Source organism: Corynebacterium sp. HMSC14B06 (assembly GCF_001807075.1).
Classification (GTDB): domain Bacteria; phylum Actinomycetota; class Actinomycetes; order Mycobacteriales; family Mycobacteriaceae; genus Corynebacterium; species Corynebacterium jeikeium_D.
The window spans coordinates 84500-97860 of sequence record NZ_KV787380.1; the positions used below are offsets into that span (position 1 = coordinate 84500).

General features: G+C 56.5%; 12 protein-coding genes. 4 read left to right on the top strand and 8 right to left on the bottom strand.

Translation table 11 applies throughout. The features are described 5' to 3' along the window. Nucleotides 1-10 precede the first annotated feature (10 nt). Nucleotides 11-1345 carry a nitrate/nitrite transporter gene (locus HMPREF3130_RS06410; RefSeq protein ID WP_070429564.1) on the bottom strand — a complete coding sequence of 445 codons (1335 nt, stop codon included), beginning with the start codon at nt 1343-1345 and terminating at the stop codon, nt 11-13. Nucleotides 1346-1706: 361 nt separating this feature from the next. On the opposite strand from HMPREF3130_RS06410, the gene HMPREF3130_RS06415 reads away from it, so the two are divergent. Beyond that, nucleotides 1707-2207, top strand: coding sequence for a molybdopterin-binding protein (locus tag HMPREF3130_RS06415; RefSeq protein ID WP_083276348.1), 501 nt, complete (start codon nt 1707-1709; stop codon nt 2205-2207). Nucleotides 2208-2222: 15 nt separating this feature from the next. On the opposite strand, the gene HMPREF3130_RS06420 is transcribed toward HMPREF3130_RS06415, so the two are convergent. The 7 genes from HMPREF3130_RS06420 to HMPREF3130_RS06450 are packed head-to-tail and all read right to left on the bottom strand — an operon-like array spanning nt 2223 to nt 7821. After that, nucleotides 2223-2912, bottom strand: coding sequence for a molybdenum cofactor guanylyltransferase (locus HMPREF3130_RS06420; RefSeq protein WP_070429566.1), 690 nt, complete (start codon nt 2910-2912; stop codon nt 2223-2225). A 12-nt stretch (nt 2913-2924) separates the two neighbouring features. Then, nucleotides 2925-3422 (bottom strand): cyclic pyranopterin monophosphate synthase MoaC, encoded by a 498-nt coding sequence (gene moaC, locus HMPREF3130_RS06425; RefSeq protein WP_070429567.1) that lies wholly within the window; start codon nt 3420-3422, stop codon nt 2925-2927. A 34-nt stretch (nt 3423-3456) separates the two neighbouring features. Then, a complete protein-coding gene (gene glp, locus HMPREF3130_RS06430) occupies nt 3457-4692 on the bottom strand; it encodes a molybdopterin molybdotransferase MoeA (protein ID WP_141737785.1) in 1236 nt (411 codons plus the stop codon). 3 nt (nt 4693-4695) lie between these two features. Continuing rightward, complete coding sequence (gene moaA / locus HMPREF3130_RS06435; RefSeq protein ID WP_246815125.1) at nt 4696-5682, bottom strand: GTP 3',8-cyclase MoaA; 987 nt, start codon at nt 5680-5682, stop codon at nt 4696-4698. 59 nt (nt 5683-5741) lie between these two features. Further along, complete coding sequence (locus HMPREF3130_RS06440) at nt 5742-6794, bottom strand: ThiF family adenylyltransferase (protein WP_070429569.1); 1053 nt, start codon at nt 6792-6794, stop codon at nt 5742-5744. A 24-nt stretch (nt 6795-6818) separates the two neighbouring features. Then, nucleotides 6819-7277, bottom strand: coding sequence for a molybdenum cofactor biosynthesis protein MoaE (locus HMPREF3130_RS06445; protein WP_070429570.1), 459 nt, complete (start codon nt 7275-7277; stop codon nt 6819-6821). 4 nt (nt 7278-7281) lie between these two features. Beyond that, a complete protein-coding gene (locus tag HMPREF3130_RS06450; protein WP_083276349.1) occupies nt 7282-7821 on the bottom strand; it encodes a MogA/MoaB family molybdenum cofactor biosynthesis protein in 540 nt (179 codons plus the stop codon). Nucleotides 7822-7981: 160 nt separating this feature from the next. Between HMPREF3130_RS06450 and HMPREF3130_RS06455 the strand changes: the two genes are divergently transcribed. The 3 genes from HMPREF3130_RS06455 to ilvA all read left to right on the top strand — a co-directional run bounded on the left by HMPREF3130_RS06455 (nt 7982) and on the right by ilvA (nt 13271). Further along, complete coding sequence (locus HMPREF3130_RS06455) at nt 7982-8242, top strand: MoaD/ThiS family protein (RefSeq protein WP_070429571.1); 261 nt, start codon at nt 7982-7984, stop codon at nt 8240-8242. Between the two features lie 119 nt (nt 8243-8361). Then, nucleotides 8362-11919 carry a DNA polymerase III subunit alpha gene (dnaE, locus tag HMPREF3130_RS06460; protein ID WP_070429572.1) on the top strand — a complete coding sequence of 1186 codons (3558 nt, stop codon included), beginning with the start codon at nt 8362-8364 and terminating at the stop codon, nt 11917-11919. A gap of 56 nt (nt 11920-11975) precedes the next feature. Beyond that, nucleotides 11976-13271, top strand: coding sequence for a threonine ammonia-lyase IlvA (ilvA, locus tag HMPREF3130_RS06465; protein WP_049190440.1), 1296 nt, complete (start codon nt 11976-11978; stop codon nt 13269-13271). The last annotated feature ends 90 nt before the right edge of the window (nt 13272-13361 follow it).

The window sequence follows — 13361 nt, forward strand, 5'->3', positions numbered from 1 at the left end:
TAATTAGTAATTAACCGGGGAACGGAGCGTTCGGGCGGGCGTAGTAAATCCACACCAGCACGGTCGTGAAAGCGAAGAAGACCACGCAGCCCCAGAAGAAAGCCACCGGGGCCATCACGGAGAGCAGCACACCGACGATGAACGGACCAAAGGCGCCGATTGCACCGGTCCAACCAATAACGCCACCAGCCTGACGCTTCGGCAGAATCATCGGCATCTGCTTGAAGGTGCCGGCGTTACCCAGACCAGTGAAGAAGAACATAATCAGCATCGACCCCAGGAACCAGCCATACTCATCCGGGCTGTCTGGGGTCAGGAAGATAGCAGCGACGCCGGTGAAGATGGTCATGCCCGCACAACCGATGAAGGTCCAGATTGCGCCACCGAACTTGTCACACAGAGGACCCCAGAGGGCGCGGACGAGAGCACCAATCAGCGGGCCAAGGAAGGCATACTTGGCGCCCTGTGGCAGATCGGCCAGGGCATAGGTCTCAGCGAACTTGGAGTTGGCACCGAAGACATCATTGGTCAGCAGCGCCAGCTGGGCAGCAAAACCGGAGAAGGCGCCGAAAGTCACCAGATAGACGATGGTGAGGATCCAGGTGTTTTTATTGCCGAAGATGTCAATCTGTTCGCGGAAGTTTGCGCGGATTGGCACATCCTTCAGCATCGTCCACGCGACAATGCCCATGATGATGGTCCAGGGAACCAGGACAATGGCTGGGTTATAGACGAATACGTCGTGACCTTCATCAGTGCGCATTGGCGCGACGAAGCCAAGGCCAAGCAGGCTGAAGCCCATAAGCCACGGGCCGACCAGCTGAATCAGCGAAATGCCAAAGTTACCGATACCCGCTTGAATACCCAGTGCTGTGCCGGACATGTGCTTGGGGAAGAAGTAACCGGTCGATGGCATGAAGCCGGAGAAGACACCGCCGCCGATACCGGAGAGGAAGGACAGCGTCAGCAGCCACCAGTACGGAGTGTCAGTGTTCTGAACTGCGAAGTACCAGCCCAGCATTGGGATAACGAACAGAAACGACGACAAGGTGACCAGCTTGCGGGTACCGATAATCGGTGGCAAGAACATGAACACCAGGCGGAAAAGACCGCAGGATAGGCCGGCAATAGATGTCAGCCAATACAGCTGGCCAGCGGTGAGATCGAAACCGATCCGGTTGAGCATCGGTGCGATTGCGGAGACCAGGTACCAGGTCGCAAAGCCGATAATCAGCGCGATAGTGGAAATCGTTAGCGTCTTCCACGCAATTTTGGAATCCCAGTGTGCTGGATCTTCGGGATCCCATCCCTTGATGACTTTGCCGCTTGTGTCCAGAGGTTCCAGCTTTGCGGCCGCATTTGGTGTAGAAATTTTCCTTACCTCTTCCTTGGCGAAGTGAAGAATGGAGAAATTGAAGAATTAAACAACAAACTTGTTGCGAAAATGTATCGATTTTATATTGAAGAAAGTAAGAAATCTTGGTGTAAAAATAGAAAAATAATGTAATGCGTATCTTGGATACTTATTATAGTGCAGTGGTTGCAAGCTTGCGTACGTGATTAAGTCTGACATGGAAAACCCAGTTCAACAACCATTTTCTGCCTACTAACGGGGGTGTGTATTTTTAGACTCTTATTTGTCGGCTTTTGTTATTGGGCACAATTAAAAGCAGTTGAAAAGATTGAACGACGTTCGAAAGGGGTTAATGATGTATGATTCCAGTTCAGCAGGCCAGAGTGGCGAGCGATTCAATACCGCCGTAATTGTTTATGACGATCGCATTAAAAGCGGGGGAAGAACAGATAAATTCGCCTCACGTATATCGGACTATCCTCTCAATGCCGTGAGCTATACGGTCATCGAAGAAGACGAGGAGAAGTTCCGTGCAGCATTGACCGCGGCACTCAATTCACAGGCCCGAGTGATCCTCACCCTTGGCGGAACGGGACTGCGCGCCGCCAATCGGGTCCCCGATGTCACCAAGGAATTCATCGACAGAGAACTGACCGGACTGGAAACGCAGATTCTGCTGGTCGGCTTGGAAAACACGTCTCGCGCGGGCCTTTCGCGCGCGGTCATCGGCACCACCGATACCGGAAAACTCATTGTCAATTGTCCGAGCAGCAGCGGCGGTATCAAGGACACGCTCGGCGTAGTCATTCCGCTGCTAGAGCCAATTTTCGACCAGCTCGATGAAACTGACTAGACTGCCGCAAGTCTTCTACTCAGCTGCAACATCGCCTAGTAGTTTCGCGCGCAACTGCGCCACATCCGCTGGCGTGTCGTAGTCTTGCGCGCACCAGTGCTGCTCGGCGCTAGTCAGCTGGATAGGCGTTGCCGACGCCTCGCGAATCAGTCGGCGAACCGACACATCGCGAGTGCTCGGAAGCCGAAGAAGGGCACGCGTCAGCTCGCCCTTTCGCCACAGCGCACAAAGCGGTTCACCGTCGACGACTACGACACCCGTGCGTTGCGACGTGGTTTCTACCTCTATGTCAATCTGTTGCCATTTGTGCCACAGCGCCTCTAACAGTCGTGAGGTAAAAGGCGCGTCCACAGCGGTGACAAACACAAAATCAGTTTCAGCACTGAAGGTTTTAGCATCAGCATCAGTAGCTTGCAGGGATGCCAGCCCAGCTTCAATGCCTGCAACCGGGCCGCCATATGGTGGGTTTTCGCACGTTACGCGCACAGAAGGAGGAACGGATAAATCCTTTGGCGTAACCACCACAACACGGCCTACGGTGGGCTGAGTCTGAAGTTCAGCCAGGCAGAGGTCAATCATCGTGTGCTCGCCAATGCGAACTTGCGCCTTATCTGCGCCCATGCGACGGCTCTCGCCACCGGCAAGGACAATGGCCTCGCAACGAAAATCGGTGTCCGTTATCGCGAATGATTTGGTGCCTGGCATGGTGCGCTCTCGCTACAGCGTCCGCGACCAGTCGCCGGAGCGGCCACCGGACTTGGCGACAATGCCGCACTTGCGGATGTACGCCGAGCGGTCAACGCCCTTGACCATGTCAATGACATTCAGTGCGGCAATGGAGACGGCTGTCAGGGCTTCCATCTCCACACCGGTGCGATCGGCCGTGCGAACCGTGGCCTTGATAGCGACGTGGTCTTCGCAAATGTCCAGGTCCACGGAGCAACCATGAACACCGATGGTGTGTGCCAGTGGCAGCAATTCAGGTACCTTTTTTGCGCCGGAAATACCCGCAATGCGAGCAACTGCCAGAACGTCTCCCTTGGGAACGGAGCCGTCGTTAAGCGCACGGAGAATCTCCGGCGAGCAGGCAACTTCGCCGATGGCGGTGGCGGTGCGGATGGTCGGCTTCTTCTCTGTGACGTCGACCATGTGTGCCTCACCACGGGAGTCGAGATGGGCGAGGGCAGGGGCGGTGGGGTTGGTGCTGTCGGTCATGGTGAGGAATTCCTGTCAGAAAATCGTAAAAGGTTTAGGCGAGGAGGACGCGGACGGTGTCGCCAGTGTGCAGCTGGTCTTCCTGGTTGATCAGGCAGAGCCCATCGAGTGCGACAAGCGAGCCAACGAAATGAGACCCGAGGGTAGTGCCGGAATACGGTGTCGCCACGGCGCCGTCAGCGGAGTAGCTCATGCGAACTGGGACCGCGACATTGCGTCCGAATGGGCGTGGGATAGGGAAGTCAGCACCGGCGATGACGTCCACAAATGGGCGGTCGAACAGTGAAGTTGCCGGCGCCAATCCGCGCAGGGCATCGATTGCGGGCTTGCAGAAGAGCTGGAAGCTCACCCAAGCGGCAACAGGATTGCCTGGCAAGCAGAGCAGCACAGCGTCATTCCACTTGCCGACACCTTGCGGTTTGCCCGGCTTCATATTGATGGGGCCAAACCAAATGTCGCGCTTCTCACCGGCATCACGAGTGACATCAAATGCGCCCACTGAGACGCCACCAGTTGTAATGATGAGGTCATGGTCGGCGGAAAGCTGATCGAGCAGCTCGGCGAAAGCCGTGGGGTCATCCGAACAGTGTGAGACAGTCGGGGTAAGTGAGGAAGGAATGTACTGGGTGCACAACTGCGCAATCATTGGCAAGTTGGAATCCGGCAACTGACCAGCCTGCAAGTCTGCCGTTGGCGATACCACCTCATCACCAGTGCTGATCACGGCTATGTGAAGCGGCAAGTAAACCTGTACGTTTTTTACACCTGTAGAGATAAGAGCAGCTGTTGTCCCGGCATCGATGACGGTACCGGCAGGAGCAGTCATCGCACCCGGAGCAATATTCGTGCCTCGACGACGAATATGATCGCGCTCAGGATTGTAGGAATGAACAGTAATTTCGCTCGGCAGTGGTATTGGACCTGGCGCAATATTGGTGTCTTCCACCGGAATAACAGCAAGCTCGGCGCCATCAACGACGGGGGCGCCAGTCATAATGCGCTGCGCGGTGCCGGCAGCAACCGGCTTTGGTGCATCACCTGCGGGAATATCACCTGATACCGGCAGCGTCCATGGTCCCTCACCAGCCAAATCGGCTTTATTCACCAGGTAGCCGTCCATCGCCGAATTGGAAAATGGCGGAACCGGAAGGCCAGCGATGGCATCTTCGGCCAGCACCAACCCAGCCGCATCAGCAATGGGGAGTGTGACAGTTGCACGTGGCTGACAATAGGAGACCACGTCACGCAAATACTCTTCGATGGGCTTCACTGATTAACCTCCGATTGCTGACATACTTCGCTTGGGCTGCAAAAACCCGGGCTCATCAATGCCATGACCTGGCAGTTTTGCCCACGTATTCTGGCGCCATGCGGCAATAACCTCATCATCCGTGCCGCCCGCGCGCATGACATCGCGCAGCGACATCTCCGAATTGGCGAAAAGACAATTTCGAACAGCGCCATCCGCAGTAATGCGTGTGCGGTCACAATTTCCACAAAATGGCTGCGTCACAGATGCGATGACGCCGATTTTTCCATTGAGCTCGGAATTCTTGCGGCTGGTTGCCCGCCAAACTTCCGCCGGCGCGGAACCCCGCGGAGTTTCCGCTGGGGAAAGCTCAAATTCTGACTCCAGCGTCGCCAAAATATCTTCGCGCTTGACCATAATGTCGCGATTCCACTGCGCCGGTGGGCCAAGCGGCATTTGTTCAATAAAACGCAGCTCTAGCCCCTTAGCCAGGCAATAATTGGCCAGCTCTTTAAGCTCAGCGCCATCATTAACGCCGGGCATGACGACGGAATTTACCTTCACGGGCTGCAACCTGGCTGCAACTGCGGCATCGAGGCCTGCGAGAACGTCGTCAAGCCGATCGCGCCTGGTCAGCGAAGAGAATACCTCTGAATTTACCGAGTCCAGCGATACTGTGACGCGATCCAGACCAGCATCTTTCAGCGACTGTGCGCGGTGAACCAGGCCGAGCCCGTTAGTGGTAATTGCGGTGGAGACTGGGGTCGCTGCGATGAGCTTTTCCAGCGATTTGCGAAGCAACGGTTCTCCGCCGGTAAACCGCACCATGGTGATGCCGAGCCGCGAGGTGGCAATCCGAATCAGACGGATAATTTCCTCGTCGGTGAGGATATCGTCCCGGTTAATCCAATCTGCGCCTTCTTCCGGCATGCAATAAACACAGCGCAAATTACAGCGATCAGTAAGTGAGAAGCGAAGGTCACGAATAGTCCGCCCGAATTTATCCGTCATCGGTTCGACCGCATGTGTTGAGGTGGATGCGGTTGAGGCGGATGCATTTGCAGATTCCGTCACAGTATTCCTCCTCTCACATTGAGTATTCCGGTAACTCCACGTTGCGTCATAAGTTCAATCGCTACTGCCGACCGCATCCCCGATGCGCAGTAGACAAGGGCGGGGCTTGGCAGTTTGTATTCTTCATCTGCGCGAATTGTGCTGAGCGGAATATTGCGCGCACCTTCGAGGTGCCCTTCGGCAAATTCCTCTGGTTCACGGACATCAATGAGTGGCAGGCCCGTGGCCAGTGCCTCGGCTGCGTCGCGAACACTGGGAATTTCGTTTGTGACCGGCCCCGTGCGTTGCACCTTGGTTGTGACCTCCGGATTAGCCGTAAGAGGGAAGTACCGCCAGTTCGAATGTAAGCCATCGAAATAGCCGACTTTTCCTATCATCGGTGCGCCAACACCACTGATAATTTTGACGACCTCCAGGGCCATTGTAGTGCCGACAATTCCCACAATCGGGCCCAAAACACCGGCTTGAGCACAGTTGGGAACTTGTCCTGCCGCCGGCGGATGAGGGTAGAGGTCTTCATAAATGGGGCCACGCCCCGCCCAGAAAACGGACATTTGCGCATCGAATCCGAGAATCGAGCCCCACACATGCGGAACCTCAGCCTGTGCGCACGCGGCGGAGACAATATGGCGAGTAGCGAAGTTATCGCTGCCATCAAAAACCACATCTGCGCGAGCGCACAATTCCACGGCAAATTCCCAGTCCAGGCGGCGAGCATGCGTTTCAACCACCGTGTCCGAATTAATTGCCGCAATATGTGCGCTAGCGGAATCGACCTTATTTTTCCCAATATCGTCGGTGGTGTGAATAATCTGGCGATGCAGATTACTCAGTTCCACCACGTCATCGTCGACAATCGTGATGTGGCCAACTCCCGCAGCTGCGAGATATTGCAGTGCAGGTGAGCCGAGGCCACCTGCACCAATGCACAGCACATGGGTCTCGGCCAAGGCTCTTTGCGCGCTCAGCCCGAAACTCGGAAGCGATACCTGGCGGCGATATCTGTCGGAAAGTGCCAGGTCAGAGCCGGAAAGATCAGAATTCGTCATAACAGTTCACTGAGAGTCCGCAATCTATGAAGTGATGTTCTCATCGAGGCCGACCCAGGTGGAGCGTCCGTCGACGAGCACTTGCTCCTTCCAAATGGGTACTTCGGCTTTGACGCGGTCGGCGATTCTGCTGCAGGCGCGGAATGCATTTTCGCGGTGCGCAGATGCGGCCAGGACACAAAATGCTAATTCGCCAATTGCCAGTTTGCCGGTGCGATGAGCTACCCACAGGCGTACGTCGGGGAAATCATCAGCGACGAATTGGACGACTTCAGCCATAAATTTCTGTGCATCTGGGTGCGCGGTATAAGTCAGCGATTCCACGTCATGGCCATTGTCATGATTGCGAACAATGCCATCGAAAGTAACTAGCGCGCCCATTTCATCAGTGACAATCTGCTTTTGGGCAGCCGCTGCAAGTGGTTCCAGGGCGTCGTCATGTAAAACGACATCGAGAATGCAGCCAGAATTGTGGGTGTTCATAGCACTATCCGGTTCCTCGGTGAGCAAGGTCAACAATGTGGTGGACAATGGGGCTCAGCACGGCAATTCCGTCTTTTACTGCTCCTGAAGAGCCCGGCAATGTCATGACAAATGTGGAGTCGGCAATGCCTGCCACGCAGCGGGAAAGAATTGCAGTTGGTGTCGATTCCAATCCGCGCGCCCAAAAAGCGTAGGAAATTCCCGGCATTTCTTTCGTGATATGAGGAGCGACGGCCTCCACAGTCTGATCGTCCGGGGTGATGCCCGTTCCACCAGTGGTAAGCAACACATCTGGTGCAGCATCGGCGGATTGCAGCAGTTCAGTCACAGTAGCTGCGATGTCGGCATCGGCGACGACCACTGGCGCTGGCGTGGAAAAGCCTTTGTCTCGAAGGAAATCCACCAGCACAGTTCCCGTTTTATCTTCGTATTCTCCGGCAGCGGCGCGGGTAGAGGCGACAACGACAATTGCTGAGCGCTTTGGTGCATCCGTGTTCGTCGCCGATGAGCTCGACGAGGAGCAGGGAACATGCGAGTTTGTCATCACAGTCCTTCACGCCAATCCGAATAAAATTACGCTTTCGAGACTACCTATATGCTGCAGAGTGAGGGGTCTCCGAAAGGGGGGCCTCACCACCGCGGTTTTACTAGTATTTAATATACGCAATTATTTGATCGCTGATTGTGTAAGGCAGTGGAATTCAATGATTCAAGTTCGCTTGTACGCCGCCGCAATGGCAGCAGTTGGAAAAGAGTCCGTTCAGCTGGAAGGCAACTACGCCACTGTCGCTGACGTTATTGCCGAACTAGCTCAGCGCTTCCCGGGCACCACAGACTCAGGGCTAACACTGAGTCAGGTTGCGGAGCAGTGTTCTTTCCTCGCCGACGGCAAGCGCATCGACACGTCTGCCAGTGTGAGCGGGGTCGAAACTCTTGACGTGTTGCCGCCATTTGCCGGGGGATAACAGGCGCGGCGAGGCTGTCGTCGTCAAGCTTGACGACGGCGTAGGTGGCGGAGCCTTTCTGACCAGCAGTGTTCGAAGGAATCGTGTTCAGTCCGGGCGATTGTCTACAATCTGGACTCATGGCTAACTCCTCCTTCGTGCACCTCCACAATCACACCGAGTACTCCATGCTCGACGGTATGGCGAAGATTGATTTGCTTGCCGACGAGGTTGCGCGACAGGGAATGCCTGCGGTCGGTGTCACCGACCACGGCAATATGTTTGGCTCAAATGCTTTCTATCGGCAGATGAAGTCCAAGGGCGTCAAGCCGATCATCGGCATTGAGGCCTATATGGCGCCGGAGAGTCGTTTTAATAAAAAGCGCATTCAGTGGGGTGAACCGCATCAGCGTCGAGATGACGTCTCCGGTCGCGGTTCCTACTTGCACCAGACCATGTTGGCCGCGAATGCGCAGGGTCTGCGGAACCTGTTCTACCTGTCGTCGATGGCGTCGTATGAGGGGCAAATTAGTAAGTACCCGCGTATGGATGCCGAGTTAGTGGCGGAACGCGCCGAGGGCATTATCGCAACCACTGGTTGCCCGTCTGGTGATGTGCAGACTCGTCTGCGCCTGGGGCAGTTCGACGAGGCTCTGCAGGCCGCCGGTATGTGGCAGGACATCTACGGCAAGGAAAACTACTTCCTTGAACTGATGGATCACGGGCTGGATATTGAGACCCGTGTGCGCAGTGAGCTGCTGGAGATTGGGCGGAAGCTGAACCTGCCGCCGTTGGTTACGAATGACTGCCACTATGTCACCCGTGACCAGGCCAAGGCTCACGAGGCTATGCTCTGCGTGCAGACGGGTAAGACGCTCAATGACCCGGACCGTTTTAAGTTCGACGGTGATGGCTACTTTATTAAGTCCGCTGAAGAAATGCGCGCGACCTGGGATCATCTAGTCCCGGGTGCCTGTGATAACACGCTGCTCATCGCGGAACGCGTCGAGGATTACGACGAGCTGTGGGAAGAGCACCCGCACGACCGCATGCCGAAGGCGGACGTTCCGGAAGGGGAAACGCCGACGACATGGCTGCATCACAACGTGATGGAGGGGCTGCGCAAGCGCTTTGAGGGGCGCGAAGTACCGGAGGAGTACATCCGGCGCGCGGAGTATGAAATTGAGGTTATTGACGGTAAGGGCTACCCGTCGTACTTTCTTATCGTGGCGGAGCTTATTCGCCATGCCCGCGAGGTGGGCATCAAGGTCGGTCCGGGGCGTGGTTCCGCTGCCGGTTCCCTGGTTGCATACGCGACGTGGATCACCAATATCGACCCGATTGAGCACGGTCTTCTCTTCGAGCGATTCCTGAACCCAGAGCGTCCGTCCGCACCGGATATCGATATCGACTTCGACGACCGCCGCCGCGATGAAATGATTCGCTACGCGGCCGATCGCTGGGGCGAAGACAAGGTGGCGCAGGTGGTCACCTTCGGTACGGTGAAGACCAAGCAGGCTCTGAAGGACTCGGCGCGTGTGCAGTTCGGTCAGCCGGGTTACCAGATCGCAGACCGCATTACTAAGGCGCTGCCGCCTGCGATTATGGCTAAGGATATTCCGCTGAGTGGTATTGTCGACCCGGAGCACCCACGCTACGGCGAGGCAGCCGAGGTCCGACAGCTTATTGAAACCGACCCGGATGTGGCTCGAATTTACGAGACGGCTCGTGGTCTCGAGGGCGTCGTTAGGCAGACCGGCGTGCACGCCTGTGCCGTGGTGATGGCGTCGGTGCCGCTCTTGGATCACATCCCGATGTGGAAGCGACAGGCTGACGGTGCGATTATCACCGGCTGGGACTACCCGGCATGTGAAGCCATTGGTCTGTTGAAGATGGACTTCCTGGGTCTTCGAAACCTGACGGTTATCGGTGACTGCATTGAGCACATCAAGTCCAACCGGGACGAGACAATTATGCTCGATGATCTTCAGACCGATGATCCGAAGGTCTATGAGCTGCTGTCGCGCGGTGACACCCTCGGTGTGTTCCAGCTCGATGGTGGCGGCATGCGTGAGCTGCTTAAACGAATGCAGCCAACGGGCTTCGACGACATCGTGGCATCGCTGGCGCTATACCGTCCGGGCCCGATGGGCGTGAACGCGCACTTTGACTACGCGGATATTAAGAATGGCCGCAAGCCTTATAACGCCATCCATCCGGAGCTGGATGAGCAGCTGAAGGAAATCCTGGAAGAAACACACGGCCTGATCGTGTACCAGGAGCAGATCATGAAGATCTCGCAGAAGTTGGCGAATTACACCGCGGGCCAAGCAGATGGTTTCCGTAAGGCCATGGGTAAGAAGAAGCCCGAGGTGCTGGCCAAGGAGTTCGTGAACTTCGAAGGTGGCATGTTGGAAAATGGTTTCTCTAAGGATGCTGTCCAGAAGCTGTGGGATATTATTCTGCCCTTCGCCTCGTACGCGTTTAACAAGTCTCACGCGGCGGGCTACGGCCTGGTGTCCTACTGGACCGCGTATCTGAAGGCCAACTACACCGCTGAGTACATGGCGGCGCTGTTGACCTCGGTGGCGGATGATAAGAACAAGCTGGCTATTTATCTGTCGGACTGTCGACACCTTGGCATTAAGGTGCTGCCGCCGGATGTCAATGAGTCGGGTATGGACTTCGAGCCGGTCGGTGAGGATATTCGCTTCGGCCTTGGCGCTATCCGCAACGTCGGCCATGATGTGGTCGCGTCGATTGTGAAGACGCGCGAGGAGAAGGGCAAGTTCACGTCGTTCTCGGACTACCTGGACAAGATTGAGACGCTGCCGTGTAACAAGCGCATCACCGAGTCGTTGATTAAGGCCGGCGCTTTCGACTCGCTGGGGCACCCACGAAAGGGCCTTGCGCTCATTCACGAAGAGGCCATTGACTCGGTGCTGTCGACCAAGAAGGCTGCAGACAAGGGACAGTTCGACCTGTTTGCGGGCTTCGGTGGGGAAGAGGACACCGGATCGGAGAGCATCTTTGAAATCCGTGTGCCGGATGAAAAGTGGGATCGCAAGCACGAGCTGACCCTGGAACGAGAAATGCTGGGCCTCTATGTCTCCGGTCATCCACTCGATGGGTTCGAAGAATCGCTGGCCGCGCAGACCGATACCGCTTTGACCACGGTCGTCGGTGGGGAAGTCGCTAACAACACCGAAATCACTATTGGTGGCATTGTCTCTAGCGTTGACCGTCGCGTGAATAAGAACGGCCAGCCCTGGGCGATTATCGGTATTGAGGACCACAACGGCGCGCGCGTGGAAGTTATGGCTTTTGCGAGAACCTACGCGATGATTGCCACCAGCATTGCTGAAGACGCCATCGTGCTTATTCGTGCCCGCGTTCAGTACCGCGATGACCGCATGAGTGTGGTCTGTGATGACCTGAAGCTGCCGGACCTTGGTCGCAATGGCTCCACTTCGGCGCCGCTGCGTCTGACCATGCGCACTGATCAGTGCACTCCGGAGATGATTGCCAAGCTGAAGTCAGTACTGCTGGACAACCCAGGCGACTCCGACGTTTACCTCAAGCTTGTCGACGGCGATTCCCACACCACTTTGGTTCTCGGCGAGCACTTGCGGGTCGACCGGGACGCCAGCTTGATTGGTGATCTGAAGGCGACGATTGGGGCCAGCATTTTGGGGTAGCTTATCGCGGCCCTGATTGTCGCAACCGGTTGTATGACCGAGTAGAGTCATAGCTCATGAGTGAGAATTCTGTGCCTGCTTCCCAGACCGAACGCCGACTTGTTCACGCGGCCGATATTCAGATTGCGCAGGCACGAATTTCTTCGGTTATTGCGGCCACTCCGCTGCAGTTCAGCCCACGTCTTTCCGAAATTACCGGTGCAAAGGTATTCCTCAAGCGGGAAGACCTCCAGGACGTGCGCTCGTACAAGATTCGCGGTGCCTACAACGCCATGGTTCAGGTTACCGACGAAGAGCGAGCAGCAGGCGTCGTTGCGGCATCTGCAGGAAACCACGCTCAAGGCGTGGCATATGCCTGTCGTCAGCTGGGTATTAAGGGGCGCATCTATGTGCCCAATGCCACGCCGAAGCAGAAGCGCGACCGTATCGCTTACCACGGCCGCGATGCCGTTGAGATTGTCGTTGTCGGGGACTCCTTCGATGAGGCCGCCGCTGCGGCGCGTGCTGACGCACAGCGCACTGGTGCCACCATGGTGGAGCCATTCGACTCCTTCAACACCATCGTCGGACAAGGCACTGTCGCAGCTGAAATTATTGCGCAGCTCTCCGGTCAGGGGTTGACTCTGGATACCATCTGCGTACCGGTCGGTGGCGGTGGTCTACTCAGCGGTGTCACCTCTTACCTGTCGGATATGTCGCCGAACACCCAGGTCATGGGGGTGGAACCTGCGGGTGCGGCCTGCATGCGCGCAGCCCTGGAGAACAACGGCCCGATTACGCTGGGGCACACCGATCCGTTCGTCGATGGCGCCGCGGTGGCCCGTTTCGGTGACCTGCCATGGCACATCCTGGAGGCCAACCGCAACCGCGTTCATCCGATGATTGCGCCGGAGGGCGCGGTCTGTGAGGCGCAGCTGGATCTCTATCAGAACGAAGGGATCATCGCTGAGCCGGCCGGTGCGCTGTCTGTGGCAGCTCTGGAGCAGATGCAGTTTGAACCGGACGAGGTTGTTGTCTGCATCATCTCGGGCGGTAATAACGACGTGCTGCGCTATGCCGAGATCATGGAGCGCTCGCTGGTCTACCGCGGCCTCAAGCACTACTTCCTGGTCAACTTCCCGCAGAAGCCCGGCCAGCTGCGTATGTTCCTCAGCGATGTTCTCGGCCCGGATGACGACATCTCGCAGTTCGAGTACCTCAAACGCAACAACCGCGAAACTGGCGCGGCTCTTGTCGGTATTGAGCTACGTCGTGCCTCTGACCTCGAGGAATTGCTGGCACGCATGGATGCCTCGCCGCTGAAGTGCCGCCGACTGGTACCCGGCACACCAGAGTATGACTTTTTGACCTAGACTTGCTGGGTCCAGCTGGGAAACCTCCGAGGAAGTCCTCCCAGCTCCGTTAATTAAATGAATCTTTTCGAGCAAGCTTTGTAGCGAAGG

Coding starts and splice junctions, on each gene's coding strand:
- ilvA (WP_049190440.1), top strand. CDS start 11,976: ATGAGTGAGAATTCTGTGCCTGCTTCCCAGACCGAACGCCGACTTGTT.
- HMPREF3130_RS06420 (WP_070429566.1), bottom strand. CDS start 2,912: ATGCCAGGCACCAAATCATTCGCGATAACGGACACCGATTTTCGTTGC.
- HMPREF3130_RS06455 (WP_070429571.1), top strand. CDS start 7,982: ATGATTCAAGTTCGCTTGTACGCCGCCGCAATGGCAGCAGTTGGAAAA.
- dnaE (WP_070429572.1), top strand. CDS start 8,362: ATGGCTAACTCCTCCTTCGTGCACCTCCACAATCACACCGAGTACTCC.
- HMPREF3130_RS06450 (WP_083276349.1), bottom strand. CDS start 7,821: ATGACAAACTCGCATGTTCCCTGCTCCTCGTCGAGCTCATCGGCGACG.
- moaA (WP_246815125.1), bottom strand. CDS start 5,682: ATGACGGATAAATTCGGGCGGACTATTCGTGACCTTCGCTTCTCACTT.
- HMPREF3130_RS06440 (WP_070429569.1), bottom strand. CDS start 6,794: ATGACGAATTCTGATCTTTCCGGCTCTGACCTGGCACTTTCCGACAGA.
- moaC (WP_070429567.1), bottom strand. CDS start 3,422: ATGACCGACAGCACCAACCCCACCGCCCCTGCCCTCGCCCATCTCGAC.
- HMPREF3130_RS06415 (WP_083276348.1), top strand. CDS start 1,707: ATGATGTATGATTCCAGTTCAGCAGGCCAGAGTGGCGAGCGATTCAAT.
- HMPREF3130_RS06445 (WP_070429570.1), bottom strand. CDS start 7,277: ATGAACACCCACAATTCTGGCTGCATTCTCGATGTCGTTTTACATGAC.